Below are 26,439 nucleotides of genomic sequence, written 5' to 3'. Positions count from 1 at the left end.
TTAAATCATGTACGAATCGTACTGGGGACTCACACATAAGCCGTTCGAAAACAACTCGAACGAGTCCTTTTACTATCCGAGCGAAACGCATCAAGCGGCCCTACTAAAACTGCGTTACGCCATCGAAAGTCGGCGTGATGGCGCAGTCCTGACCGGGGCCCCCGGCCTGGGTAAATCGTTGCTCATCCGAACCATGTTTCGAATGCTTCCCAAAACGATCACACCCAAAGTCCATTTAGTATTCCCCCAAATGCCGACCAATGAACTTCTGACCTACTTGGCAGAAGAACTCAATCCAGATTCGGGCAACTGCGGGCCACTGCCCACGGAAACCGCGGTGCGTAGGATTGAGAAAGCTCTGCGGGAGAACAGCGAGGCAGGAAGGCATGCAGTCGTGGTGGTTGATGAAGCTCAACTGATCACCGAGGTCACCACCTTGGACATGCTGCGATTGCTGCTTAACTTCGAAAGCCAACATGGTATCGGCTTGACCTTGCTCTTCGTCGGACAGACGTCGTTTCTGCCGACGATCGATCGACATCCGGGTGTCGAAGAACGTTTGGCAGTTAAGTGCCTATTGAGGCCATTGGACCTCGACGAAAGTGTCAGCTACGTGAATCATCGGCTCAACCAAGCCGGGGCCGCCGAGCCGATTTTTGACGAGTTGGCCTTAGAACGAATTCATGCCGTCACCCACGGAAATCCTCGGCAAATCAACCGTTTGTGCGACTTAGCCCTGTTGATTGGCTTTGCCGAAGAGCGCCGATCGATCACCAATGAGGCAATCGAAGCGGTTTCCGAGGAATTGGTGGCCGTCGTACCCGAGTAGTTTTCTGGCTGGCCTGGCGCTGCTATCGAAATGACGCCAGGATGATCTCCGCATAAACAACGCCCAAATGCACGCCGAAATCACAGTTCGCCTTGCAGCCGTGTAAAACCCGCAAGTCAAAATCGTACTGCGGCATTCTCAGCATCCCGATCATGGGCGTTCAGACTCGCAAAACGTGCCCCGGCACCGCATCTGGTATCGCAGCTCGACCATTCGACACACCGAGACCAAGCCCTAGGTGACAACTTATTTGAGCCATCACTGATTCCGATCACTGAGACGCCGTGTCGGCGAATGAACACTCTTTTGATTCTGATGTACGATTCTCACACGGAAATGCTCAAAATCTCGCACTCACGGCAGATAGAGCTCAACCATTGGCTCTGACTCTCGGAACGATCTCGACGGACGTTGCTCCTTATCACGCGAGGAGGGCAAAATCAGAGCATACCCGACTCCGCGGAGTGGTCTGATTTCTGTAGATTCCTGCCGCAAATGGCAGCTCGCCTTTTTCCATTCGCACCAATCGAGGCCGCCCAAGGACGCGATTTGTGTCAAATTCACGACTCCAATCTCTTTGATTCGCCAATTGCTGACGGGTTTGCTGACGGCGATGCGCTTGGTCCAAGCTGAAGAATCGTGCTCGAAACGGCGTTGCGAATCCGCGCAGTCGATCATAAGCTAGGAGATCGCTGACAAGTCAGCAATCGTTTCCCCTCCACGCCTCGAAACGGCCCTGGCCATTTATGAACTACGAAGCCAATCCGTCTGCACCGCGTCCTCTTCTCGCACGCATGCTTCCCTACATTTTGATGCTGTTAGTTGGTTATCTAGCAGCCGTTTGGTACGGGCAGTGGAAATCCCGTGCACTTCACGACCCGAATGCACAACCGAGACCGATCACGCCACGTGGCCAGCTTGCTCAGGATGAAGAATCCACCATCGAGCTGTTTCGAGCAAACGCGCCCGCCGTGGTGTTTATAACGACTACCCAGCGATCTCAAAATTCGCTCTCGTTCAATGAAACCGAACTGAATCAAGGCGGTGGATCGGGATTTGTCTGGGACAAACAGGGCCACATCGTCACAAACGATCATGTGATCGCCAACGCAGATCGAGCACAGGTGACGCTTTCAGATCAGTCCGTGTGGGATGCCACTCTGGTGGGTCGAGCTCCTGGCAAAGATCTTGCCGTACTGAAAATCACCGCTGACAAAAACACGCTCAAACCGATCTTGCTTGGCGAGTCAAACAACTTGAGTGTCGGTCAAAAGGTATTTGCAATTGGAAACCCGTTTGGACTCGACCACACGCTGACCACAGGAGTCATCAGCGCTCTCGGCCGAGAGATCCGCACCAACGAAAAAACAGGGACCGTCAATGCGAGTCGCACAATTGACGGCGTGATCCAAACGGACGCAGCCATCAACCCGGGAAATTCAGGGGGACCTTTACTCGACAGCGCCGGGCTACTGATTGGCGTCAACACGGCGATTTACAGTCCATCCGGCGCTTACGCCGGAATTGGCTTTGCGATCCCCGTAGACACCGTCAACCGCATCGTTCCGGATTTAATTCGTAACGGACAGTTGACACGACCGGCCATTGGGGTTGTTCCGGTGCACGATTGGTTCACACGTCAACAGAAACTCAAAGGCGTTTTGTTTCACGACGTTCTTCCGGATACACCCGCGGATCAAGCCGGCTTAGAACCAACGCGCGCTGTAAAATACCGTCGTGGTTATCGAACCTGGCAGATGGTGGACTATGGAGATTTGATTATTGCTGCGAATGGAGATCCGATCAGCAATTTAGATGAATGGTTTACATTTCTGGAAAGCCAAAAGGTGGGCCAACCAATCGAACTCAAGATCATTCGTGGCTTGGGCACGGAAGAACAAGAAGAACTCGAGATTCCACTGACGTTAATGGAATCAAGCTAAGCAGCGAGAGACAATGAAAATCTGGCTATTCGACATCGATGGGACACTGATTGTGAGTGGCGGGGCCGGGCAGGAAGCCGCTTTTTCAACCCTGACCGACAGCTTTGGTGTGGTCGAATTGAAACGCGATCCGATCCGCTTTGCTGGCCGCACGGATCGAGCAATCACTCGCGATCTGTTCGAAGCCCATCAGATTGCTGTAACGGAAGAAAACTGGCTTCGATTTCGAGACGCCTATCTCAAACATCTGCAGACTTTTTTGGCAGAACGACCGGGTGAAGTCTTGATTGGCGTGCAGGAAGCCATCGGACAACTGCATGCGTGCCCGCACTCTCATTTGGGACTGCTAACCGGCAACTTAGAAGCGGGAGCAGAATCAAAGCTTCGTCACTACGACCTTTGGCATTATTTCGATTTCGGTGGATATGGGGATCACCATACGTCCCGCAATCATGTTGCGAAAACGGCCTTAGAGAGCGCCAGAGCCCACTTACAGAAATCGATTGCCCCCCGCGATGTCTGGGTTATCGGAGATACGGCAAACGACATTCGCTGTGCAAAGGCGATCGGTGCAAATTCCGTCGCGGTTGCCACGGGCGGTTTTCCCATTGAAGAACTCGCCGAGGAAAAACCTGATGTGCTGCTTGCCGATCTATCGCCATCGAAAATCGTCGACACACTTCTTCGAGCCCAAAGCTCGTGACACTGGAGTGGCACCATTACTTACTGCGGCGACTTCGATGCGATCTTCTCTGACAGCGTATCGAGTTGGCCTTTTAAGTCCTTGAACAGCACCTGAGGGTTACGGCTCTCAGCTCCATTCTGCCGAGCAATCGGGCTAGGCTGCAAATCGGAACCTTCCACTAGCTCACGTTCATCTTGCAACTGCGCCAATCGATCATCCAAGTGAAACAGATTCCGCGATGTCTGTCGACTTTGGTGCCAGATGATATCGAGTTGCAGGACAAGTCCAATGAGAAAAATGGCTTGACCGGCAAGTGCCATGGGTGCTCCCAGGTTCCAGAGCTCATCGCGATCGCCCGTCAACGAATAGGCAATCAAGGCTCCCCCGCACGCGAAAAGAGCCACGCCAAGAGTCAACAGGGACCAACAAGTGAACGAGGAACATGTCCGCAGTCGGCGTCGCTTTCCTTGATTTTTGGGCGGCAGATCCGTTTTGATCGCAGGTTGTAAAGAGGATTCTCGATCGGCGAGTGTTGGCCGAACATGAGCATCGTGCCATTCGAAGTCCGCGTCAAAAACCGGTGGGGGTTCTACCGGACACACATCGTCCAAATGTTCCGAATCAGCTTCGCGTTCCACCCGCAGATGGGCCGTATCCCAGCGCGTGATCTCACTCGCGAAATGTACCGACGTCTGGCGACATCCGATACAGGTGAACGCCTCCGGGTCATCGGCCGTCGGAAGTACGGGCAAATCTTTTCCGCAAGTACTGCACCACATTCTCGATCATCTTTCTGCCCAATCGGGCCGGCGCCAGCGAAATTCATTCGCAGCGCGACACCTTATTTCTTCGGCAGCCTGACCGTTAAACTCTAGCGATAATGCGGAAAACGTCGATTCTAGACCCCACTTCGAACGGGTCACTTTGATGGTGCGGGCCCAGCCTCTCCAACGACCGACGATTGGGGGGCCAATTGTTCCTGCAGTTCCTTCACTTTCGACGGATAATCGTGCACTTCAGTCTCCGCGTAGTCACCAGTCATCCAACGAACGATCAGATCGAGATTCTTGGCGGAAATTTTTTCGGCAAAGACGGGCATCTGATTTTTTTCGCCGTAAAACTGCTCGCTACCCGCGTTTTCAACAAACGCTTTCAACCAAGCAGTCGACCCGTAACCATTCAGTTCGGGGATGCCTCCGTTGTCTGTTCCCACTACAAATTCACCGCCCAGCTCAGCGTGGCAATTGTCACAAGTGGTGAATTCACCCTGGGTAAGCGAACCCGAACTCAAGATTTCCTCACCACGTTGGACGAGTTCTTCATTCAGATTCAATCCGGGCCGCTGGCTTTGCGAAACGAGATACTCCACCATCGCGTCCACATCGGCACGATTTGCTTCATCCCTCAATGCTTCGGCATTTTCGTCAAACCAAGAGAGCATTCCCTCCTCGGTAGAACTCTCGACATCATAGCCCGCATGCTGTAGCGGAGACATCAACTGTCTGTAATCGGTCAAAACGCGCCGCCACCATTCTCGATCGGCAAAATTTGCCAGATCAGGAGCCGTCGGGAGCGATGCGGCCTCAACACCTGTTTCCGCATTCAAGTCCATCACCAATCGTCCTCGACCGTTATGACCATCGTACCGGTGGCACGAAGCGCAATACTGGGAAAACAAGCGGGGACCTTGAGTGAATGGATCTTCGCGCAAAAGGGCTCCAGCTCCTTCGATTGGAATCATCTCGGAACCGCCGGCCAGTTCAACTGCTCGATGTCCGTCACGCGCTGCCTCGGCGAGGGCAGCTTGGTGCTGGGTATCCACTGAGTCTTCGTAGAGCGAGAGTCCCGTTAGTCCGATGATCAAAACCATCAACACACCAGTAAATGCAACATTAAATCGATGCCCACCACGTACCAAGGCAATCAGAGGCATGAGAGCGATGATCAACATCACGGCCGCAGGAACATAGATCGCCCCAAACGCCAAGCCGTAGTGTTCCACAATTTCGAATCTTAAGAAGCGAAACAGGAACAAGAAGTACCATTCGGGTCGAGCTGCAGAATACGCTTCGGATGGATTCGCCGGTCCACTTAATTCGGCACCTTTGAACAGAGCCAGCGCGAGGATCACTGCAAAAATGCCCAGGCAAGCCACGGCATCTCGAAAGACTTGGTCGGGCCAGAAAGCTTCGGTTTCTTTCCGATCAGGGTCTGGGACCGTGATGCCGTGCCGACGAAAAACATAAATATGAATGACTAGAAAGAAAATCAACGTCGCGGGTAAAACTCCGGCGTGCATGGCGAAAAAGCGGGTGAGGGTGTGATGACCATACTGAGTTCCTCCCTGAGCCAACGTCTGCAATTCTTGCCCGACAAGCGGCGTTGCACCCACAATTTTCGTGGTGACCTGCGTGGCGTAGTAGCCTTTTTGGTCCCAAGGCAAAAGGTAGCCAGTCAGCGACAAGCCGAGCACAATTTGCATCAGGATCAAACCGATCCAGAAGTTTATCTCGCGGGGCGCTCGATAGGCACCATCGACTATCACCTGACATAGATGCACCGCCAGCAAGACAACCATCATTTGAGCCGCATAGTGATGGATACCGCGGACAACGCTACCAAAATACATTTGGTGTTCGATGTAGAAAACGCTCTCCCAAGCGGTTTGCGCACTGGGACTATACGCCATCCAGAGAAATACGCCCGTGATCATCTGGATCGCAAACGTAAAGACCAGCGTGCTTCCCCAAACGTAGCGCCAGCGGGCCCCACCCGGTATCGACTCGTAAAGCGCATCGTTTAAAAGGTCTCGGTACCCAGTCCGATCGTCGAGCCAATTAAGCAACTTATCCATTGACGGGTACCTTCTCCTTACGGCCTGCTAAGAAGTTCTCGTACTTAACCCAAATTGCATCGCCCGTTTCCGCCTTGAGTTTGGTTGACAATTGATCCATACCGCGGGGAGGTATTTGATTTTGTTTAACTCCATCTAAATTGAAGGCACTCGTATGGCACGGACAGAAGAAGTCTCGTTTTCCGGAGCGATAATCAACGGCACAGCCAAGGTGCGGACAAATGGTGTTGAAGGCAATGACGGTTCCATCAGGCTTTTTGCGAAGCCAGACGGTGCCAACCTCCACACCCGTGAATTTATTCCAGGCATCCACCTTATCATCGACTACCTTGAACGACATGGGTGCACCATTGTCGGGCAAAGCATCAACCTTCGCGTCAAGCTTGATAAAGCCTTCCGAATCCCGATGCGACTGTTCCTCTCCCGAAGTCGAACCCGCCCCGCGTCTTCGCAGCAGGGGATCGAGAAAAAAAAGGAATCCAAATAACGTCGGCAGCAGCCCAAGACTGGCCGCAAGCAGGCCTGTCGTAAATCTCATCAGAAAACTGCGGCGAGGAGCTTCCGAATCACGGTCAGAATGCTCCGAGGAATGAGACTCATTCATCCTCTGTTTCTCCTTTTGACATTGCCTTGAGCAAAGCCATGTTCAGACTTCGACCCTTTACCGACAAGAGCCGACAAATTCTAGGTGGGGGGGGACGGTGATTATCGCAGCAGGCTGCGCACGTGGTCAAGCACCTTTGCCTGTGCCGACTCGAAAGCTTCCTCAATAAATGCACCGGCAGCCGCCTTGTGTCCTCCGCCACCAAAATGTTCCGCAACCTTGCTGCAATCCAAACCGCAGCGACTGCGAAAACTTGTTTTGACCCCTCCGTTGGCCTGCTCAACCAAAATCACGGCAAATTCAGTTCCGCTGATCGTCAATGACAAATTAATGGCATCCTCGGTATCCTGCGGAGTTGCCCCGGTTCGATCGAAGTCCTCCTTGAGCACGTAAGTATGAACAAAACGACCATCGAGTTCCGTTTCAAGGCGAGAAAGAATCACGCCACGTAGTCGGCACCGCCCTAACGTCTGCTGCTCATACAAATCTCGATAGATGGTCGGCGGATCCGCTCCAGCATCGATTAACTTGGCTCCGATTCGATAAGTACCGCTGCCAGCTGAAGGAAAACGAAACCAGCCGGTGTCTGTCGCAATCGCAGCGTAGAGCGGCGTGGCCATGGCAGGTGTCAATTCGACCCCGAGCTTTTCAGCCGCTTCAACGACCAAGCGGCCAGTGGCCTCAGCCTGCGGATCCTTGAACGCTTCGGCTCCCAGATCATCTTCACTAAGATGGTGATCTAAGATGATTTTTTTTGCGGATGTTGATTTGAGGACGTCGCCCATCGGGCCGAGTTGGGCCCATGCACTGGTATCCAACACCATCAACACTTGGCGATCGAGCAAATCCGACGGCTGAACGTCCTCTGCAATTGTTCGAATCCGACCGCTCGGATCGATAAAGGACAGATTGGGCGGCGTCGATTGGCCGTTAACGATCAAAACATTTTTGCCGAGTGCTTCAAGCACTTCTGCCATTCCAAGCTCGCTACCGAGAGCGTCGCAATCCGGTCGAATATGGCTCGTGAGCAGAAAACGTTCGTTCGCATTAATAACTTCCACGAATCTTGGCCAATCAATCTTCATCGTGTTGTTCCTTCGTGCAGAAGCCAATTTATCTGGAGCCGATCCATCAGGCGGTCCTCAATGAAAGCGAGAGTCTGATTCACGGCAATTCTCCCGCTCTGGTAGCAAAGCCTTGGCAGACTTCCGTGGCCTTGAGGACATCGAGTTGCAACTGTTTTTTCAGCGGATCAATTCCATCGAACGACTGAACGTCGCGCAGCCTCGCTAGAAAGTCCACCTCGAGCGACTGACCGTAGAGTCCACCATCAAACCCGATGAGATGCACTTCCAACTTGCAAGATTGGTCCCCAAAGGTTGGATTCGGACCCAGGTTGATAGCGGCCGGCCAGACCCCAGCTTCACAGTAGGCTCGGCCAGCGTAGACACCCGGTCCGGGTAGCAAGGTATCGACAGCATCAACATTGGCAGTGGGAAATCCAATTCCGGCACCACGAGCGGAACCATGAATTACCACCCCTCGAATCCGATAGGGTTGCGTCAGCATTTCGCGAGCAAAAGCAACATCACCGGCCGCAATGTGATCGCGTATGCGACTGCTGGAAACATACCGATCATCGCTTTCCACCGGTTTTACCGTGTCGGCAGTGATTGAATTTACTCGGCAGAGTTCAGTAAGAAGTTTTACGTCTCCAGCGCGATCCTTGCCAAAAAAAAAGTTTGGGCCTTCGACCACGACTTGGGCTCGAAACGTGTCTAAAATGATATCCGAAAAAAACTCTTGCGGTGACAAATCCAACAATTTTTCATCCGTGGGGTAAGCCACCAAAGCATCCACACCAATTTCAGCCACCAGCTCCATCTTTCGCTCGGTCCAAGTCAACGGCGGAGGAGCTAGAGACGGTCTCAACAGACGAACCGGATGGGGATCAAACGTAAATACGACTGCCGGCCCACCGACACGACGCGCATGCTGGATTAGCCTTCGAAGGATCTTGGCATGTCCGTGATGGACACCATCAAAATTACCAATCGTAACTGCCCCGAATTGCAGTTCGGGGGTTATGTCGGCGATACGTCGGATCAATTTCAAGAGTTTCGCACTTTAGTGATGGTCGCCATCAGACGTGCCAGCCCGATGCTTTTGGTGAGCAATGAGTCCAGCAACATAGCCTGCTTTGAAGCCGGCGTCGATATTAACAACCGTAACATTGGCAGCGCAACTGTTCAACATTCCAAGCAATGCGGCCAAACCGTCGAAACTCGCTCCATATCCGACACTGGTGGGCACCGCCACAACGGGACAATCAACATACCCACCGACAACACTGGGCAGAGCGCCTTCCATTCCTGCAATCACGACGGCCGCATCCAAAGCTTGCAAATCAATCCAACGAGCAGCTAAGCGATGAGGACCAGCCACCCCCACGTCGGTAATCACATGGGTTCGAATCCCCATCCAATGGAGCGTCTCTCGAGCCTCTTCGGCGATGGGACGATCCGAAGTTCCCGCCGTAATCACAGCAACTCGGCCCATCAGCGTCGGTTGATCTCCCAACCTCAGAGTCTTGGCCACCTGATTATACTCCACGTCGACGAACTCTGATTTCACTGCCGCCGCTTGCTCGGGCGACACTCGCGTGGCCAAAACAGGCTGATTTTGATCGTTTAAGGCTCGCACTGCCGCCTTGATCGCGTCAAGAGATTTCCCCTCTCCGAACACCACCTCAGGAAATCCGCAGCGATCAACCCGATCCAGATCAATGGCAACCTCGTCCGATTGAGAGGTTGTCGCCGCCAAACATTCCGCCAAAAACCGACGACTTTCGAGTTCGCCAGCGACAAATCGTCGACACAATTTCGTTAACTGTTCACGGTCCATACTCCCTAACGTACCGGTTTTTTCAGCTCGAGAAAACGCCCGATCCCCCTAAAACCAGTAACACACCGCGGACTTGGCTTGATCAAGCCTTGTCAGTCTACGCGCTGCAATCCAAAATGGCCGGGCTGCCAGTGGTTCCTGCCGGTGGTTCATTGTGCGACCCGCTAGGGCAATTCCCACTATCGACGACTCAGAGGAAAGGTTACTGATCATGCCGAGTTGTGTACTGGCCTACTCCGGCGGCCTCGATACTTCCGTGATTCTTGGATGGCTACAAGACGAAGGTTACGAGGTGCACGCCGTCTATGTTGATCTTGGCCAGCCGTGTGAGGACCGAGAAGCCATTCTGCAGAAAGCTAAAGATTGCGGCGCCGTCAGCGCCCAAATCATTGACGCCCAAGAAGAACTCTGCCGTGATTTCGCCTTCCCAGTGCTCCAGTGGCAAGCAAAGTACGAATCCATTTACTTGCTGGGGACTTCAATCGCTCGTCCATTGATTTCCAGAATTTGTCTTCAGGTAGCACGCGAAGTGGGTGCCGATGCCTACGCCCATGGTGCGACAGGGAAGGGTAACGACCAATGCCGTTTCCAATTGGCGGCAGAAGCTCTGGATCCGGCTGTACAAGTGATCGCACCCTGGCGAATTGAAAAATTTCGACAAGCCTTTCCAGGTCGGACAGAAATGATCGACTACTGTGCGCAGAGAAACATTCCGGTCAAAGCCTCAACCGCCAAACCATACAGCTCGGACGAAAACTGCTTGCACATCAGCTACGAAGCGGGCGAGCTTGAAGATCTCGACGTCAACGGCGTCGAAGCAGTCGACTTCGGCATGACGATTTCACCCCAAGAGGCACCCGACGAACCGGAAACGATCTCGATTGACTTTGAAGCCGGCGTGCCGACAGCCATCAATGGTGACCAGTGCACCGCGCTGGACATCGTCTTGAAGCTGAACGAAATTGGTGGTCGTCATGGCGTTGGCCGTATCGACATGGTCGAAAATCGATTTGTGGGCATGAAAAGTCGGGGGGTTTACGAAGCACCGGGAATGACCATTCTCTACGATGCACTGCTGGTACTTGAGCAGCTGACCCTTGATCGAGACTTGATCCACCTGCGTGATCGACTTTCTCCAGAAGTGGCCGAAGAGGTCTATTACGGTTTGTGGTACACCCCCAAAATGGACGCGCTATTCGCCTTCATTCGCGAAGCGACCCAGCATGTAACCGGCAAGCTGCGTTTGAAACTGTATAAGGGAAACATCATCGTCGACGGACGTTCGAGTCCGAACAGTCTGTATGACGAAGGAATCGCGACGATGGAAGGAGGGGGTTCCTACAACCAAACCGACGCGGAAGGATTCCTTCGCATTGTTGGGCTCCCGTCGCGCGTGCAAGGGCGGATCACCCCACGGAATTATTAAGTTCACGTGTTCGAGCTCACCGTCTGCAATGAGCAAAGGATCAGCATCGCCGCGTAACCTTGTCCGATGCTGAACGATTTGAGGGAGCTGTCCCGGAATCGAGGTGGACTCGGGGCCAGGTGGACTCGGGGCCATCCCGAGTTGCCGCGAGAAGAACTGCAAAGAGCGTCTCAATGTACCTGCTTGAAAACCCCGTACTTCAGCGCGAACTGCTCGTCAATCTCCGCATGAAACGAGCATTCGTTCTGCTGTTCGTCTACCAAATCGTGTTGGCGTGCGTCGTTTATTTTGCTTGGCCGCAACAAACCCGACTCGAAGCCAATGCCGATCAAGCCAAGTCGCTTGTCAACCTGTTCTTCTTGGGACAGTACATTTTGGCTTCACTCATGGCTCCTAGTTTTGCAGCAGCTGCCATAACCGGCGAGAAGGAACGAAAAACGTACGAGATGCTCTTGGCAAGTCCCCTCAAACCAACAGCCATCACGCTCGGAAAATTATTCTCGTCACTCGTTCATCTTGCCTTGTTGATTTTCGCCTCCCTACCAATTGTTATGCTTTGCCTACCATTGGGTGGCGTGTCGTTTTATGAAGTGCTGGCGGCCTATTTGGGGCTGTTTCTATCGGTACTCACCTTTGGAATGATCAGCATCGCCTGCAGCAGTTATTTTAGTCGCACAGCAGCATCCCTCGTCGCCTCATACCTCTTGATCCTTCCGCTCGCCTTGCTTGCCATCCTGATTTGGATGAGTTTCGAAGGGCAGGGGGAGACACGGCTCATCTTTACCGCCACCATGTTTCCCATCATTTGCGCAGCCGCTTGTGTGGCGTTATTTCTGAATACCTCCGCAAGACTGCTCCATCCGCCAGATGTGGGAAGTGAGGGCAAGGAAGTCGTTGATCTCGAGGACGAAGCTCAGCACGTTGTCGGACTCATCATCCAACGAGACCAGTTTCCCGACAGACTGTTTGCACCACCCAAACGCGAAGATTTGATGCCGGACAACACGAATCCGGTCTACGACAAAGAAATTCACAGCGAAATTTTCAGCCAGGGCACTTTGATGCTCCGACTCGTAATTCAAATCAGCATCGTTCTCGCGATTCCCATCATGGCGGGTTGCCTTTTTATGTACCCGCAGCGCGCCGGCTGGTACATTGGCTATGTCGTCATCTTCAACATGCTAGTCGGTCCAGTTTTCTCAGCAGGTAGTATCACGAGTGAGCGGGAACGTCAAACGCTTGATTTGCTGCTTACGACAACCCTGAAACCTTGGACAATCTTGTTTGGCAAACTGATTGCAGGATTAAGGATTTCCAGTGTCCTCACTCTCTTCCTCGTGTGGCCTTTATTTTTGGCATGCTTAATGGTCACATTCTATTGGAAAAATTTCCTCGCGGTGGGTGCCTACATGGGAATCATTCTGATGTCGTGCCTGACAACCGCGGTGATCGCGTTATTTTGTTCCGTCGTGTTTCGAAAGACCACGACCAGTCTTATAACCACCTACCTAGTCATTGGTCTGCTTTATTGTGCACCGCTGGCCATCACCGCATTTGCGAACACCTTCGGTAGCAGGAGCGGATTGGATATGAGCTCCGCCCAGACAATTTCCGTTAGCAGCCCGTTCGCCGCCGCGTTCTCCGTACCGCTGAACACCGAAACAATCATGACCAACTGGAATAACAACAAGACCGAAAACCGATCTTTTCCGCCGAGTTGGCGCATGTGGTCCGCCTACATTGTTTTCACCGCTGCCCTGAACTCACTCTTGCTGACGGCAATGATCTGGCTATTCCGAACACGTTGGCGCGTGGCCCAACGATAGCGATAGCAGAAGGCCTAACGGCCGATTCGTCCCATCACAGGGCCCAACAAGGTGTTGTATGCCTCATCAAAAACGGTCATTGTCTCTTCCTTGATAATCACTCGGTCCCCGGCATGGATCGCATAATCGGTATCCCATTTGACTTGGCCCGAATCTCGATCGAAGCGGATTTCAAGTTTCACATGCTGGTTAGGATTGTCCGGTGAAGACCGCAAAATGTAAACGTTCATTCGGCGAAAACTGGCCTTACTTTCGTCCAATACCTGTTCGATCCGCATGTCCGGAACGACGGGCAGTTCAACCCGTTTGGCCTTGCCGGAAACAGGACGCATTTCAACCCAGCAGGCAGCCTGCGGCGTGGCCGCTATCTCCGCTGATTCTTGTTCCGTTCCAGGTAAGGCAATTTTGGGGGTGAAACTCGCGCACCCATTGGCCGTGCAGAGAAGACCGACAAACAGAATCAGAGTGATCAAAGAACGGGGGGACATCGCAGGCACTCCTTACTTGCTGGCATTGCCATGAATCACATTCGCTTGATTGCGTTTGAGAGTTAAGATCAGGCAGCTCAAACCAAGGTTTTAAGATCCTGCTTTCCTGCTCTCACACGATCAACGCTCTCACGTAACACGTGTAGACGAATTCAAGTCCCCCCTTGCATTCGTCTCGACCAGTCATCGACGCGTCGACGTATGGACTTGAAGGCGATCCTCATGAATGACAAAAAATAGCAATGCATTCGCAGCGGCGGTAGTCGCTTCAGACGGTCGGCGAACTCCAATCATTGACGTGCGCTTCGCGATAAATCACCGTGCAATTCCTGCTCTGCTGCTTGGCTGCGTGCAATGATTGAGCCGCAGCATGGTAGAGGTCTTCACATTCGTTGCTCTTGCCACTGTCCACGATAGCACAGCCGGCACTGGTAGTGGCCCGTGGCATCCCACGGTGACCGAGGTGTTGAAAAACATGGTCTCGCATCCGGTCTACAACCTTGTGGGCTTCCTCAACAGCAACCTCTGAAAGCAGGAGCCCAAACTCGTCACCGCCGATGCGTGCGACAAAGTCAGATTCGCGAAGATGGGCGCGCATCGCGACAGCCACTTCCCTTAACACGGCATCGCCCAGATCGTGACCGCCGGAATCATTCACACGCTTGAAAAAATCGATGTCAATCAAGCCCACGCAAAGCGACGCGGACTTTCCACAGCGGCGAGTTAGTTCATTTTGCCAAGCACGGCGATTTGGCAAGCCGGTGAGGGGATCATACATCGCCAGTGCGTACCATCGCTGGCTCTCTTTACGATCCTGATCACGCTGCCGACGGAGGGACACAATCTGCATGACCAGTTCAACAGCGACCGCCAACTCGTGGCCCTGAACGTCAGAACCGAGCGTCACATCAACCCCCTGGGAGACTCCAACTCCGACCACGCCTAAATGCTCTTGAGCTTCGGGAGCCAACGCCAACTCTGGCAATTTTTCCTGATCCGTGACGATGACATCTGGAATATTGTAGACAGCTCCCTGATCCATCCTCTCAATCCGATAGCCACGAGCGGCGAGATAGTCCGCGAGATGCGTCTGCTCCGTCGAGCAGTGAACTCCTATCAAACCCATTTGTTCGGGCATGCTACGATCTCCAGATACCTCGAATCCCCCTAACTCATCCCTACTCCCTCTGATTCTATCCAACTTCTCCGAAAAGTATCCGCTTGATTTCTGATTTTTTGCGCACAGGTCGCTGGTAGCCGGTTGAATCCTCCAGCTTTGGTGATAAAATCTGCGGCAATTTGCCCGTACAATCTAACGTAACTAAAATACGAACCTTTGAGCTGAGACTGATATTTGTATGGACGACGGGAATCTAACACTTACGAAGCCCGAATCGTGGAAACGTCGTCACATCGTCGACCTTGAAAGTCTGAGTGCTGATGAAATTACGACAATCCTGGATACGGCGGATTACTTTCGCTCCGTGACGGACAATTGCCAGAAAAAGATCCCCGTTCTTGAAGGTCGGACAACGGCGAATCTGTTTTTTGAGAATTCGACACGAACTCGAACCAGCTTTTCCTTGGCGGCCCGTCGCTTAGGTTCCGATACGGTGGAATTCAGCGCGTCAAGCAGTAGCCTGTCAAAGGGTGAATCTTTCATCGATACGGCGAAAAACATCGAGGCAATGAACGTCGACGTGGTGGTGGTCCGACACCGCTCGCCCGGCGCGCCACATGTGCTAGCAAAAACGCTCGACACTGCAGTATTGAATGCGGGTGACGGCCCACACGAGCACCCGACGCAAGGCCTGCTTGACATTCTCACAATTCGTCAAAAGCTTGGCCGCATTGCGGGATTGACTATCGCCTTGGTCGGGGACATTGCACACAGTCGCACAGCCCGATCCAATATTTGGGGCCTTAAAAAACTTGGCGCTCACGTCATCGTTTGTGGACCATCGACGCTTGTTTCGAAACATTGGGAAGAGCTCGGGGTCGAAGTCGCGCACAACCTCGATGACATTCTCCCCCGATGTGACGTGTTAAATCTGCTGCGCATCCAGTTTGAGCGACAATACACACGACCTTTTCCATCGGTCCGGGAATACGCGTTACTGTATGCGATGAATCGTGATCGTTTGTCTCGGGCAAAAGACAAAATCGTCATCATGGCACCAGGTCCGATCAATCGGGGCGTCGAAGTAACCACCGAAGTTGCTGACGGAGCTCATTCGGTCATCCTCGATCAAGTAACAAATGGCATTGCTGTCCGAATGGCAGCCTTATGGCTCGTCTGTTCAACGTAGTCCACCTCGAGAAAACAGCTTCCCCCATGACGCGAATCTTGATCCAGAATGGACGCATTGTCGACCCAAGCCAGGACTTGGATCGTGTATCGAACCTATTGCTTGAACACGGCAAAGTAGCTGGCATCGACGTGTCGACTCAGGACGCAGATGAAACGATTGACGCGACAGGCAAGATTGTGGCACCGGGATTGATTGATATTTGCGTCGAATTACGAGAGCCGGGTTGGGAAGATGACGAGACGATCGAAACGGGTACAGCTGCCGCAATCGAAGGCGGCTTCACATCGATTGCCTGCCTGCCTTCTACCGATCCCCCGACCGACACCCAGGCCAACGTCGAATTCATCGGGTACCAAGCGTTGCGTGCGAACAACTGCAACGTTTTTGTACTCGCATGTGTGAGTAAGAATCGTGCTGGCGAAGAACTGGCTGAAATCGGCTCACTCGCTGCAGCTGGTGCGGTCGGTTTCACCGATGCAAATCGGCCAATATTCAACGCCGAGCTAATGCGTCGTGCCCTCGAATACAGTCAGATGTTCGATCGTCCCATCCTGAATCAACCTGAAGTGCCAGAACTAAACCACGATGGAGTGATGCATGAAGGCCTGGTCTCCACCATTCTGGGCTTGTCTGGGATGCCGCCCGAGGCGGAAGACGTCATGACGGGACGTGATATCCGCCTGGCGGAAGCCACCGGGGGATCTCTACATCTACTCAAGATATCCAGCAGTGGCAGTGTTGAACTTATTCGTCGTGCCAAAGCTCGCGGCGTTCGAGTGACGGCAGGACTAAGTCTCACCAACCTCGTTGGATGCGACGAAAGTCTGCGAAGTTTTGATACCAACCTGAAGCTAAACCCGCCCCTGCGTTCGCAAGATCATCTCAATGAATGTTTGGCAGGCCTGATCGATGGAACGCTTGACGTGATCTGTAGTGGCCACGCGCCCCGGGCTACCGAAAAGAAAATGCACGTTTTCAACGTGGCTCCTTTCGGCATGATCAGCCTCGAAACGAGCCTCGGAATGGTGGGCACGAAGCTCGTCACCCCAGGTCACATGGACTGGCCACTTGCAATACGAAAACTCACAACGAACCCGGCTCAAATCCTGAAGCTGGCACACAAGGGCTCTCTCAAAGCCGGATCCGACGCCGATGTGACCGTGATTGACCCTCACCTGAAATGGGAAGTCGATACGTCACATTTCAAATCCAAAAGCAGCAATTCTCCATTGCTAGGTTGGACACTGCACGGCAAAGCAACCGACGTTGTGGTCGGTGGACTGATCAAGAAGCGATCCACCTGAGCGAACGGCCAATTATTTTCGCAGCCGATAGTTCGCAGATTTTAACGTTGACGAGCTAATTGAAAGATGAGCTTTTCGAGCGCAAAACGAGCTCGCTGTGGCGATGAATGACTTCCCTTGAGTGACAGATCCGCATCCAACAACCAGCGATAGAGGTGCGTGGCGCGTGCACGAGAAATCTGTTTGAGTTGTTCAACTGCTTTGGGAATTGCTTCCTTCGGCCACTTGCGAAATCCGGCCTGCTCGAGAGCAGCTGCTAAATTACCACGTCCGGATGTGCGCTCCATTCGCTGATAGATTCGAGTTGCAGCAGCAAACCGCCTCAACGACCAGGCGATCGATCCAAACAGTGCTTGCGGAGCATCCCCAGACTGCAACAAGTGATCCAATTGCTCAAGCGCTTGTGCGGCATTTCCCATTGCGGCCGCATCCAACATGTCCCAGGTCGTCTGAGTCCGCCAGCCTCCCACCACCCGGTCGACAAGCGCCACATCCACCTTGCCATCCTTTTCAACAAACAGAGCCAGTTTGGCCATTTCCTGATTCAGCAACCCAAGCTCCCATCCAATCAAATCGACCAACTCATCGGCAGCTTGATCATTGAGTTTGATGTGATGCTTTGCTGCAGCCCAACGAGTGACCCATTTTTTGAGTCGGACGGTGTCCACTGACTTACTACGACCACCTTTGGTTTCTGGCAACCGGCAATTGATCACTCCCTGCCTGGCAACAATCGCCTTGTACAACTTCGTGTTGGATGGAAGAGCCCCGAGGTCAAGCATTAACACAGCGGACCGCGAAGGTTTGGCAACATACTCCTCAAGCGAACTCCGATGTTGCGAGACAAAGCCGTCGGCGTCCGATACGAGAACACGACGCATCCCCGTTCCAAACAGCGAACCACTTCGTAATTCATCCCGAATATCACGCCATTCGCAGCTATCCCCAACGAAATCCGAAACATCCGCGTCAGCAGGCATTAACAGCTCAAAGACTTGGCGTTTTAAGAAACGCTCGTCTCCTGCAATCGCAATCACACCAGGCAATTCATCAACCTGACCTTGCTGAATGAAGTCGAAAGCATGAATGGATTCGGACATGAGAATGGCCCAGCCTGCGAAAAGCCCCACCGATGAAAATAACGGACTCCGCACAGCCTAACGTGACCAACTCCCCTTGAAAAGGGAGACGGGGGCGCCTCGCTTGTTACAGCTTTTCGATCGGGCGCACCGCTCGAATTCGACCTGAGGGAGGCGGACTGACTGTTCTTACAGGCTGATCGTAAAGGATCTCGGCCCCATTCCCCGCAAGATCTCGCACGCTTAGCTTCAAATAGATTTCCGGCGGTAAACGAAAATCCAACTTCCAGTCGTGTCGCCCTGTATTGGCCACCGGCCGATCTAAGGGCATCCAGGGACCGTCGGGACGATCTGAGTAACTCAGTTGGATCGGTGCCGCCGCCAGATTTGCATCAGCCACGTCCCAGCTAACCGTTAACTGCTTTCCCTGGGCTCCCTCGATAAATCGAGCCGAGCGGACCGCTCCCTGTGGTGGGGACCGATCGATAGCAACCCACAGATCTGCGGCTTCGCCAGGTTGAGGCGGCCGCGATGAAGCTCCTCGTCCGTTGTGAATCAAAAGCCGAAAACCAAATTTACCCTCCGTGGGTACTTCCACCTGAAAGGGACTTTCACGATCTTCGTCCACGCCAAACGGGTTCCAGGATCGGCCGTCGTCTCTGGTGATCCACAATTCAACGCGCGCAATTCCTGATTCGCCCGTATCAGAAATTTCGTAGTCCAAATTAAAGCGGTTGGAATCGGTGACCTGCACCGCCGGCACGGAAGGACCAGGTGTCGCTGGTGGTCCACTGGCATTCGGTCCACTGGCATTCGGTACGAACTGATTGGCAACCGGCAGCGGATATCGGCCAGCCACAGGTTCGGTATTGGCTCGACTCAGCGCATCAAGCGGATCCAAGATCGGGTCGACCAATCCGAATGAATTCCCAAAAGGATCACTTCCAGATTGATCCTGCGCCGTCGATGTCCAACCGTTGTCACGAGCTGGAAGCGAACGGGTTGGTTGGGGCTCGTCCCGAATTCCAGAATGATCTATCAACCGCTCAGTCAGCGTTAGCGGAAGCTTTGCATCGTAAGTCGAAGGTGGGGGCAGATCGGTCTTTGATTCTGTACTCTCCGAGGTTGTTTTATGTAAATCAGGCTTGGCGGCTAAATGCGCATGGGCGTTGGAAGAATCCGAGTTAGTTTTGTGCAATGCGACGGGATTAAGCGTCACCCGATCTTGCATGACGCTTTTATTACCAGCTCGATCCAAAACCTCAACGCGGACCAGAGCCTTTCCTTCTTGGCCAAATACAGCCCAAGAGACTTCACCTGAAAACGTTTTATCGCCACGCGAGACAGGCAAACGAACGGTAACGGGTCGCCATTGCTCGTCGTTTGGAAGTTGATACGACAGCTCAAACGTACTGGTGTCCAAAGCGGGATCATTTGCATCCCAACTGGCCTTGACCTGCCCCGTCGCTCCGAGTTCAACGTTCAGCTCGAGCTCTGGTTTCGATTGATCCACAATCACGATTTTTTCCGGATGAGAATAACTATCCGGTGCTGCTCCCGAGCGAGGTGTCCTGATGACAAACCAAAACTCACCTTCGCCGCCAGCTTGAAAATCGAATTTCACCTGGTGGGGTGCACGCCGTTGATACAACGACCAATTTTTCCCCTGATTCCCTGAAACATAGAGAAACAGTTCCTCGGGTCGCCGCTGACGAGGATTCAGATAAAAAGGAATCGAGAACAGATGTTCACGAGTTACGATCGGTTCGACACCGGGAGGTCTTTCCGCAAATGTCGACTGGGCACAAACCGCGCCGCAGGCACTGCTGAATGAAAACCCCACTACAGCCAACGAAAACAACTTGCCCACGAACTCATCCCCCGGACACAAGCGATGACTACAGACCTACGTAGGGGTTCATCGGCGCTCCCCCACTGGCTGCTTGAGATTTTTTTCAGTCGAGGAGTAGCTGACAGGGCTCCTGCCAAGAATCCGTCTGGCAGACCGTCAGAATTCAGCCGAGGAAACCGTTCGTTTGCTACTCAACTTCAACCGGGACTTCCCCCAGAGTTGCCATATCAACCAATTCGGCCGGCGCAGTTACCTCGGAAACCATTCGGGTAGAGCCATCCGAGTTTGCGACGACAATTCCCTCACGGTGTTCACTCCCACAACAGCCTTGCAGGCCACTATTAATCCCGCATGCCAGTCTCGCCGCATCAACATCAACTGGTTCCGTCCACTCGATCGACGAATGGTTGACCTCGACAAGCATCAGCACAGGTTGCCCAGCTCCAATTAGATCTTCTTTCGAAACGGTTTTGTCCGCATCGAACATGAAAGCGGGCCCCTCCACGACGCAGTAACTGGTTTCGCTCATTGCTGATGCCGTCTCATTCGACGGGCAGGCGTAAATGGCAGGCATCTGGTCGACTAATTCCCGATTCCCCGGATCGTCCCATGGCCGATTCAAGTCAAACTGATCGTACAAGGCAACCTCATCAGGCCCAAGATAGGGAAGAATCAGCACCCTCCAGCTATGGAGAGGACGACCTTGCTGATCGGTTGTGTAAGCGGGCGGATAGTGGCCGTGAACTTGTTGGTAGTGCTCAAATGCCTGGGCGATTTGCATCACTTGATTGCAGCACTGAACCTGGTGCGAGTGGCTACGAGCAGCCTGAACAGCCGGCAACAGCAGGGCGATAAGCAACCCAATAATCACAATGGCAAATAATAAGAAGCCCCCACCGAGGAGAAGCATCATCAACACCATGGGATTTCGATTCGCCCCTCCACGACCATCGGCCGTCGACGCAACAGCGTCGGCGGCCACACCGGGAATTAGAATCGTCTGGCCGCAGGCAACACAGGGCCCCGATTTACCGGCGTAACGATCAGCCACTTCAGTTTGCTTCCCACAATGGGGGCATTGAAATTGAATCGCCATGAATCCCTGTACCCTCGTCCTAAATACGCCGGTTACCGCGGTCCCCTGCCCAAATTCTAACAATTACCGAGTCGGAAGGGGAATCGTGAGTAGAATGAAGAGGCGAGATTGACCGACAGGCCAGCAAAAAACACCGAGTTTCTACCTCCAACAAGCTGCCAATTGGATGTGGCTACTAGTTCCGATAGCGGACACTTAACTCGCACAGGATCTCTGGCTGATCAACCGGCCGGATTTTCCCCTATGACATCCCCAAATTGGCTCTTCTTCCTGGACTCCGTATACCGCATGTGCATAATATCTTCCGTTTGAAACTGTCTCCGATGGCCGCGAGGACAATCCGAACTGCCCCATGACCCCCATGACCGATTTCCTGCGCAGTCCGCAAGCTCGTGTAATCATCTCCCTGGCTATTTTGGCGATCTTATCGGTCATCGGGGTTTACGTTGTGCGAAGGTTTCGCGGTGAGTCCGAAGACACCGAAACCTCCAGCACGATGCTCACAAAATTTCGAGAAATGCGTCACCGAGGTGTCCTGAGCGATACAGAATTCCGAGATATAAAAACGATCCTGGCTGAGGAACTTCAAGCCAAGGTAAAGCGAGAGGATGATTCAAATTAAGACAGGTTCTACCGGTTGGCCCGGAATGTTAACCGCTGACCTGTCGTGCCAGGGAAAGCTTTTCTGATTTATTTAATTGAATAGATCAGAACAGCGAGGGCATCGATTTCGTAGTTAGGCTCGAGGTGAATGTGCGGACACGGATGACCCAAACGGCCAAAACAGCTTGTCTAGTTGACACAGCGGCCAATCGAGCAAAACACCAGGGACAATCACCAGGCCGGACACAGCCAGCAATAGAAAAGCTGGCGTGCCGACGAGCCGAAAGGAGCAATCATGCCCGCTGGTAAGGATGGTTCAACAACCCGACGAGGGGGAGGCACCACAAAAAAGAACGCCTTCTGTTCGTTCTGTCGCAAAAGCTACCGCGACGTGGGTCCTCTCGTGGAGGGCCCCGGCGACGTTTACATTTGCGGAGAATGTATCGAACTGTGCCAATCAATCTTGGAACAAGAGCAGCGACGTCGTGGAACAACCAAGCAGTTGTTCAATGATATTCCCGCTCCACGCGAAATCGTTCATCAACTCGACGAGTACGTGATTGGTCAGAGTGCGGCGAAGCGAGTCTTGGCCGTCGCTGTCCACAACCACTACAAGCGTTTGGCGTTAGGCTGGGAAGGGTCTGACATCGAAATCGAAAAGTCCAACATTTTAATGATTGGACCAACCGGATCGGGCAAAACGCTCCTAGCGCGAACCCTGGCCCGAGTCTTGAATGTGCCGTTCGCGATTGGCGACGCCACCACGCTCACCGAGGCAGGTTACGTTGGTGAAGACGTAGAAAACCTCCTGCTCAAATTACTACATGCGGCAGACTTTGACATCGAAGCAGCTCAACGTGGCGTGCTGTACATTGATGAGATTGACAAGATCGGCAAGACCTCACAAAACGTCTCGATCACTCGCGATGTTTCCGGTGAGGGAGTGCAACAGGCCCTGCTCAAAATGCTGGAAGGAACAACAGCAAATGTCCCACCGCAAGGCGGGCGCAAGCATCCTGAGCAACAATACATCCAGATGGACACCAGTAACATTTTGTTCATTTGCGGGGGTACATTCGTCGGAGTCGAGGACATTATTCGTAAACGCCTCGGCAGTCGAAGTATCGGATTTGGTCAGCCGACCGAGCACGATACGGAAAAAGGGCTGGGTGAGTTGCTGCCGAACGTCACAAGTGATGACATCCTGGAATACGGTCTCATTCCAGAATTGGTCGGCCGTTTACCCGTCACTTCGGCATTGACCCCGCTGAACGAGGAAGGGCTTGTGAAGGTCCTGTCCGAACCCAAGAATGCCTTGGTTCGTCAGTACCAAAGTCTCTTCCGCATGGAGCACTGCGAGTTGGACTTCACCGAAGGTGCTCTCTGCAGCATTGCCAAAAAGGCGCTCCGAAAAGACACGGGTGCCAGAGGTCTTCGATCGATCATCGAAGAAGTAATGCTCGACATCATGTATGACCTGCCCGATCAAGAAGCTGGCAGCAAGTTCCTAATCACCGACGATATCGTGGAAGGTCGCGAGAAACTTTTCAAGCTACCCCCACAATCAAAGAGTGCGTAGCACTCATCTCGAAGCGCTGATGTGAAAAGAGGCCGTTACTCCCGGTAACGGCCTCTTTTTTTATACTCCCCCAGCCAATTTCTGCAGGATTTCGATTCCTCGATCGATCGTTTCATCATCGGCCGCATAAGAAATTCGAAAATGAGTGTCGCGTTCGCTGAAAATCCCCCCAGGAATTACGAGCAGATTGTTTTCAATTGCCTGATTGACAAATTCTGTGCCATTGTCTTTTGGCGCCCGGGGAAACACGTAAAAAGCGCCGCCTGGCAGCGCGAGTTCGTAGTGTTTGTTCAAACCGTCCACCATGCGATTGCGTTTCTCGCGGTAGGCATGCATTAAGAGCGACACATCACAGTCCATCGCCGTGGCAGCTGCCCACTGCGCCGGTTGCGGGGCACACACAAAGGTGTACTGCTGAAGCTTTACCATCGTGTCGATAACGGCCTCAGGACCATGCACATATCCAACTCGCCAACCCGTCATCGCGTGACTCTTTGAAAACCCGTCGATCACAACACATTGGTCGTTATAGACCGCAGGGGAGACAAATGGCTTGTCATAGCAAAACTCTCCGTAGATTTCATCTGACACCAAGACAACTCCGCGATCCGCTGCAAGCTCGGCCATTGCCTTCGTCTGGGATTCGCCCTCAAGAATTCCGGTAGGATTTGAGGGACTATTGAACAGAATCAACTTTGTCTTGGGAGTAATTGCTGCAGCCACTTGATTCACGTCAATCTCAAAGTTCGGATAAGTGTCAATCACGATCGGAATGCCTCCGACCAACTGCACAAGTGGCTTATACATCACGAAGTAGGGATCAAAAACGATAACTTCGTCACCCGGGTTCACCATGGCAAGCAGGCTAAGAACCAGGCCACCGCTCGTACCTGAACTGACAAAGACTTGGCGATCCGCATGCTGATATTGCTCATCAACACGAAGCTGAAGCTTGTCTCGCAAAACGGGCATGCCCTGCGTCAAGGCATATCCATTCTTCCCGGACTGAACGGCATCGATTCCCGCCATACGTACTGATTCCGGCACATCAAAATCAGGTTGTCCGATGGAAAGATTGACCGGATTGGTCATTTTCGCAGCCAAGTTGAAAACTTTCCGAATACCACTACTGTCAAAAGCTTGCGTGCGATCGGCAATCCAGTTGGGCTGCATGCAAATCTCCTTGCACCGGCAGAGAAACGTGAAGTCACATCTCAGAACTCAATCACGCATCAGAAGCGACGAGTGAAGCGCGCCAACGCTCAATTGAACATGAGGCAAGCCAGCACGAATCTGGGACATTCTAGCGAAAGGTCCCTTGGTCGAACAACAAGTGTCAAGCCGTCGACACTAACGAACCTTGCATTTAAACCGGATTAAACCTCCGTCACCGGGTTGCAAAGGCTCTTGAATCTCCCACCGCAGAACGAGTGATTCACCTTGATTTTCGTCGCCAAAGAATTCGGCCTTTCGGTCGCTTTGCGACGAGCCAGGAACGTATTCCAGTCGTGTTGTGAGGTTATCGATCACCGTCACATTCTCAACGGTTTGCTCACCAATATTGTCATAACGAAGAGTGAATTCCACGATCTCGCCAGGGAGTGCATCGCCCCGATTTGCCAGCTTGATGATCCGCAGGCACGGAGGTCCATCCTTAATCTGATAGACAACACCCGTACGTTGGATCGCCGTGTCGGCGTTGGCAATCTCTTCATCGATGATGACCTCAAGAGCCTCTGCACGCGACCACTCAATCGCTGCCGTGATATGCTCAATAATTCGCGCCTTATCTGCAGATTTATCAATCCCAATACGCATGATCTGATAATCTTCATAGGCCTGGAATTCTCGAACCAGCTCAGCAACACGAACCGCCTGGTCGATCTCGAGCCCTCGTCTTCGGTCACGAAGTGCCAACGGACCGTCAATATCTAGCAACCGTCTCGGTGGTAGCGGCTGTTCAATCACCAAAGGAGGACGCGTCAAGTCCTCGACCATCGGAGGTAAAGGCAGATCAACCAGTCCAGGACTGAGCAGCCGATCATCCTCGCGAACCCCGATTATTTTCCGAACGGACGCAAAACGAGGTGAGTAGATACACACAGAATTTGAAGGCGTGACGATTGTACGTCCATCCTCCGTGTCGTAATGAGCAACCGTGTCCTCGAGATTGAGTCCAGAAACCTGAGATTCACGATTGACAGTAACGCGAGCATCAGCGTCCCCACCATCGCAAATGTATTCGTCGGGCGGCCAAGGTAAATCCATGCCTTCCGGCCGCCAGAATTCAGCCACCGGTGAAGCACAATTGCAGCTTGGGGGCAACGTTGCGTGAATTAATCCCGGATAAACCACATGATGAAAATCGGATTCCGCGGCGACTACAGTCGTCGCGGCAGTCGCTGTCGACTTAGAACGCAGACCTGGCTGAACCCGCACTATTGGTTGGGAATCAACCTGAATGGAAGTCCTCGAAGGGTTTGCAGTCGGTTGCGCCCACTGCTGTTTTGACCCTGGCTTATGACCGGCGACGGTCTGATTTGACTGAACCGATTCTGGCACTAATCTAGCCTGAGAAACAGAACTGGCCGAACGTGGGGCAGACTCAAAGAAGGCCGCCTGCGAGTCGAAGGAAATTTGTGAGGATCTTGTGTTCTCTACACTGAACGGGTTATCGCCGCTTCGCGAAGACGGGCGCCGCGACATCAGTGGATCCCCAACCGTTGGTTGTGATACGGTCACATCCTTTTTCAACTCGTTTTGTTTCGAGAAATTCGCTGAGTTTTGCAGCAAACTTACCCCGTCAAACCCAAGCCTTTCCGTAGGCAAATTCTCTGAGGCCGAGACCGTTAGCTCCTTGACCCACTCTGTTCGCGGATTCACTCCGAGCGACTCGCCGGCAGATTCCAAACGATCCGTCGGAAATCCTTGTGCCGAAACGGTAGGATCTTTCACAAAACCGGCTGGAGGATTCACTCGAGGCGACTCGCCGGCAGACTCAGAACGATCCGTCGGAAATCCTTGTGCCGAAACGGTAGGATCCTTCACAAAACCG

At 52.9% G+C, this 26,439-nt stretch carries 22 protein-coding genes; 9 read left to right on the top strand and 13 right to left on the bottom strand.

Features of this window, described 5'->3' with window-relative positions:
- Window positions 1–7: 7 nt before the first annotated feature.
- The 3 genes from P8N76_00255 to P8N76_00245 all read left to right on the top strand — a co-directional run bounded on the left by P8N76_00255 (window position 8) and on the right by P8N76_00245 (window position 3,475).
- Window positions 8–829 carry an AAA family ATPase gene (locus P8N76_00255; GenBank protein ID MDG2380079.1) on the top strand — a complete coding sequence of 274 codons (822 nt, stop codon included), beginning with the start codon at window positions 8–10 and terminating at the stop codon, window positions 827–829.
- A gap of 746 nt (window positions 830–1,575) precedes the next feature.
- Window positions 1,576–2,772 carry a trypsin-like peptidase domain-containing protein gene (locus tag P8N76_00250; protein MDG2380078.1) on the top strand — a complete coding sequence of 399 codons (1,197 nt, stop codon included), beginning with the start codon at window positions 1,576–1,578 and terminating at the stop codon, window positions 2,770–2,772.
- Window positions 2,773–2,785: 13 nt separating this feature from the next.
- Complete coding sequence (locus tag P8N76_00245; protein MDG2380077.1) at window positions 2,786–3,475, top strand: HAD hydrolase-like protein; 690 nt, start codon at window positions 2,786–2,788, stop codon at window positions 3,473–3,475.
- A gap of 20 nt (window positions 3,476–3,495) precedes the next feature.
- Here P8N76_00245 and P8N76_00240 read toward each other — a convergent pair whose 3' ends face one another.
- The 6 genes from P8N76_00240 to larB all read right to left on the bottom strand — a co-directional run bounded on the left by P8N76_00240 (window position 3,496) and on the right by larB (window position 9,819).
- Window positions 3,496–4,236: a hypothetical protein gene (locus tag P8N76_00240; GenBank protein ID MDG2380076.1), complete on the bottom strand. Its 741-nt coding sequence runs from the start codon at window positions 4,234–4,236 to the stop codon at window positions 3,496–3,498.
- A 140-nt stretch (window positions 4,237–4,376) separates the two neighbouring features.
- Window positions 4,377–6,311: a cytochrome b N-terminal domain-containing protein gene (locus P8N76_00235; GenBank protein MDG2380075.1), complete on the bottom strand. Its 1,935-nt coding sequence runs from the start codon at window positions 6,309–6,311 to the stop codon at window positions 4,377–4,379.
- The gene (locus P8N76_00230; protein ID MDG2380074.1) at window positions 6,304–6,915 is read right to left on the bottom strand and encodes a Rieske 2Fe-2S domain-containing protein; all 612 of its coding nucleotides are present in this window, start codon (window positions 6,913–6,915) and stop codon (window positions 6,304–6,306) included. The genes P8N76_00235 and P8N76_00230 overlap by 8 nt, the downstream gene beginning before the upstream one ends.
- A gap of 101 nt (window positions 6,916–7,016) precedes the next feature.
- Window positions 7,017–8,000 (bottom strand): bifunctional oligoribonuclease/PAP phosphatase NrnA, encoded by a 984-nt coding sequence (locus tag P8N76_00225; GenBank protein ID MDG2380073.1) that lies wholly within the window; start codon window positions 7,998–8,000, stop codon window positions 7,017–7,019.
- Window positions 8,001–8,079: 79 nt separating this feature from the next.
- Window positions 8,080–9,030, bottom strand: a complete 951-nt coding sequence (locus P8N76_00220; GenBank protein MDG2380072.1) for a bifunctional riboflavin kinase/FAD synthetase — start codon at window positions 9,028–9,030, stop codon at window positions 8,080–8,082.
- Between the two features lie 12 nt (window positions 9,031–9,042).
- Window positions 9,043–9,819, bottom strand: coding sequence for a nickel pincer cofactor biosynthesis protein LarB (gene larB / locus P8N76_00215; GenBank protein ID MDG2380071.1), 777 nt, complete (start codon window positions 9,817–9,819; stop codon window positions 9,043–9,045).
- Window positions 9,820–10,030: 211 nt separating this feature from the next.
- Between larB and P8N76_00210 the strand changes: the two genes are divergently transcribed.
- Both P8N76_00210 and P8N76_00205 read left to right on the top strand, forming a co-directional pair.
- A complete protein-coding gene (locus tag P8N76_00210; GenBank protein MDG2380070.1) occupies window positions 10,031–11,245 on the top strand; it encodes an argininosuccinate synthase in 1,215 nt (404 codons plus the stop codon).
- A 173-nt stretch (window positions 11,246–11,418) separates the two neighbouring features.
- On the top strand, window positions 11,419–13,071 hold the full coding sequence (locus tag P8N76_00205) for an ABC transporter permease (protein ID MDG2380069.1): 1,653 nt from the start codon (window positions 11,419–11,421) through the stop codon (window positions 13,069–13,071).
- Between the two features lie 14 nt (window positions 13,072–13,085).
- Here the strand turns inward: P8N76_00205 and P8N76_00200 are convergent, their stop codons facing one another.
- Complete coding sequence (locus P8N76_00200) at window positions 13,086–13,559, bottom strand: hypothetical protein (protein MDG2380068.1); 474 nt, start codon at window positions 13,557–13,559, stop codon at window positions 13,086–13,088.
- 268 nt (window positions 13,560–13,827) lie between these two features.
- Window positions 13,828–14,697 carry a GGDEF domain-containing protein gene (locus P8N76_00195; GenBank protein ID MDG2380067.1) on the bottom strand — a complete coding sequence of 290 codons (870 nt, stop codon included), beginning with the start codon at window positions 14,695–14,697 and terminating at the stop codon, window positions 13,828–13,830.
- Window positions 14,698–14,917: 220 nt separating this feature from the next.
- Here P8N76_00195 and P8N76_00190 point away from each other — a divergent pair, with 220 nt between their 5' ends.
- Window positions 14,918–15,868, top strand: a complete 951-nt coding sequence (locus tag P8N76_00190) for an aspartate carbamoyltransferase catalytic subunit (protein MDG2380066.1) — start codon at window positions 14,918–14,920, stop codon at window positions 15,866–15,868.
- 26 nt (window positions 15,869–15,894) lie between these two features.
- Complete coding sequence (locus tag P8N76_00185) at window positions 15,895–17,175, top strand: dihydroorotase (GenBank protein MDG2380065.1); 1,281 nt, start codon at window positions 15,895–15,897, stop codon at window positions 17,173–17,175.
- A 41-nt stretch (window positions 17,176–17,216) separates the two neighbouring features.
- Here the strand turns inward: P8N76_00185 and holA are convergent, their stop codons facing one another.
- The 3 genes from holA to P8N76_00170 form a co-directional block, all read right to left on the bottom strand.
- Entirely contained in the window at window positions 17,217–18,275 is a 1,059-nt protein-coding gene (holA, locus tag P8N76_00180) for a DNA polymerase III subunit delta (protein ID MDG2380064.1), read from the bottom strand.
- Window positions 18,276–18,381: 106 nt separating this feature from the next.
- On the bottom strand, window positions 18,382–20,124 hold the full coding sequence (locus P8N76_00175) for a hypothetical protein (GenBank protein ID MDG2380063.1): 1,743 nt from the start codon (window positions 20,122–20,124) through the stop codon (window positions 18,382–18,384).
- A 169-nt stretch (window positions 20,125–20,293) separates the two neighbouring features.
- A complete protein-coding gene (locus tag P8N76_00170; protein MDG2380062.1) occupies window positions 20,294–21,202 on the bottom strand; it encodes a DUF1559 domain-containing protein in 909 nt (302 codons plus the stop codon).
- A 352-nt stretch (window positions 21,203–21,554) separates the two neighbouring features.
- Between P8N76_00170 and P8N76_00165 the strand changes: the two genes are divergently transcribed.
- Both P8N76_00165 and clpX read left to right on the top strand, forming a co-directional pair.
- Window positions 21,555–21,824, top strand: a complete 270-nt coding sequence (locus P8N76_00165; protein MDG2380061.1) for a hypothetical protein — start codon at window positions 21,555–21,557, stop codon at window positions 21,822–21,824.
- A 276-nt stretch (window positions 21,825–22,100) separates the two neighbouring features.
- Complete coding sequence (gene clpX / locus P8N76_00160) at window positions 22,101–23,384, top strand: ATP-dependent Clp protease ATP-binding subunit ClpX (GenBank protein ID MDG2380060.1); 1,284 nt, start codon at window positions 22,101–22,103, stop codon at window positions 23,382–23,384.
- A 60-nt stretch (window positions 23,385–23,444) separates the two neighbouring features.
- On the opposite strand, the gene P8N76_00155 is transcribed toward clpX, so the two are convergent.
- Together P8N76_00155 and P8N76_00150 are read right to left on the bottom strand one after the other, a co-directional pair.
- Complete coding sequence (locus P8N76_00155) at window positions 23,445–24,557, bottom strand: aminotransferase class I/II-fold pyridoxal phosphate-dependent enzyme (protein MDG2380059.1); 1,113 nt, start codon at window positions 24,555–24,557, stop codon at window positions 23,445–23,447.
- 177 nt (window positions 24,558–24,734) lie between these two features.
- On the bottom strand, window positions 24,735–26,439 hold a 1,705-nt coding region (locus P8N76_00150), incomplete at its 5' end, for a hypothetical protein (GenBank protein MDG2380058.1).

The organism is Pirellulaceae bacterium (genome assembly GCA_029243025.1).
Lineage (GTDB): Bacteria > Planctomycetota > Planctomycetia > Pirellulales > Pirellulaceae.
This window is presented reverse-complemented; position numbering and strand designations above follow the sequence as displayed.

Excerpts from the sequence above, each read along its gene's own strand:
- P8N76_00255 (MDG2380079.1), top strand. The coding sequence starts at position 8 with ATGTACGAATCGTACTGGGGACTCACACATAAGCCGTTCGAAAACAAC.
- P8N76_00250 (MDG2380078.1), top strand. The coding sequence starts at position 1,576 with ATGAACTACGAAGCCAATCCGTCTGCACCGCGTCCTCTTCTCGCACGC.
- P8N76_00245 (MDG2380077.1), top strand. The coding sequence starts at position 2,786 with ATGAAAATCTGGCTATTCGACATCGATGGGACACTGATTGTGAGTGGC.
- P8N76_00240 (MDG2380076.1), bottom strand. The coding sequence starts at position 4,236 with ATGTGGTGCAGTACTTGCGGAAAAGATTTGCCCGTACTTCCGACGGCC.
- P8N76_00235 (MDG2380075.1), bottom strand. The coding sequence starts at position 6,311 with ATGGATAAGTTGCTTAATTGGCTCGACGATCGGACTGGGTACCGAGAC.
- P8N76_00230 (MDG2380074.1), bottom strand. The coding sequence starts at position 6,915 with ATGAATGAGTCTCATTCCTCGGAGCATTCTGACCGTGATTCGGAAGCT.
- P8N76_00225 (MDG2380073.1), bottom strand. The coding sequence starts at position 8,000 with ATGAAGATTGATTGGCCAAGATTCGTGGAAGTTATTAATGCGAACGAA.
- larB (MDG2380071.1), bottom strand. The coding sequence starts at position 9,819 with ATGGACCGTGAACAGTTAACGAAATTGTGTCGACGATTTGTCGCTGGC.
- P8N76_00210 (MDG2380070.1), top strand. The coding sequence starts at position 10,031 with ATGCCGAGTTGTGTACTGGCCTACTCCGGCGGCCTCGATACTTCCGTG.
- P8N76_00205 (MDG2380069.1), top strand. The coding sequence starts at position 11,419 with ATGTACCTGCTTGAAAACCCCGTACTTCAGCGCGAACTGCTCGTCAAT.
- P8N76_00200 (MDG2380068.1), bottom strand. The coding sequence starts at position 13,559 with ATGTCCCCCCGTTCTTTGATCACTCTGATTCTGTTTGTCGGTCTTCTC.
- P8N76_00195 (MDG2380067.1), bottom strand. The coding sequence starts at position 14,697 with ATGCCCGAACAAATGGGTTTGATAGGAGTTCACTGCTCGACGGAGCAG.
- P8N76_00190 (MDG2380066.1), top strand. The coding sequence starts at position 14,918 with ATGGACGACGGGAATCTAACACTTACGAAGCCCGAATCGTGGAAACGT.
- P8N76_00185 (MDG2380065.1), top strand. The coding sequence starts at position 15,895 with ATGACGCGAATCTTGATCCAGAATGGACGCATTGTCGACCCAAGCCAG.
- holA (MDG2380064.1), bottom strand. The coding sequence starts at position 18,275 with ATGTCCGAATCCATTCATGCTTTCGACTTCATTCAGCAAGGTCAGGTT.
- P8N76_00170 (MDG2380062.1), bottom strand. The coding sequence starts at position 21,202 with ATGGCGATTCAATTTCAATGCCCCCATTGTGGGAAGCAAACTGAAGTG.
- P8N76_00165 (MDG2380061.1), top strand. The coding sequence starts at position 21,555 with ATGACCCCCATGACCGATTTCCTGCGCAGTCCGCAAGCTCGTGTAATC.
- clpX (MDG2380060.1), top strand. The coding sequence starts at position 22,101 with ATGCCCGCTGGTAAGGATGGTTCAACAACCCGACGAGGGGGAGGCACC.
- P8N76_00155 (MDG2380059.1), bottom strand. The coding sequence starts at position 24,557 with ATGCAGCCCAACTGGATTGCCGATCGCACGCAAGCTTTTGACAGTAGT.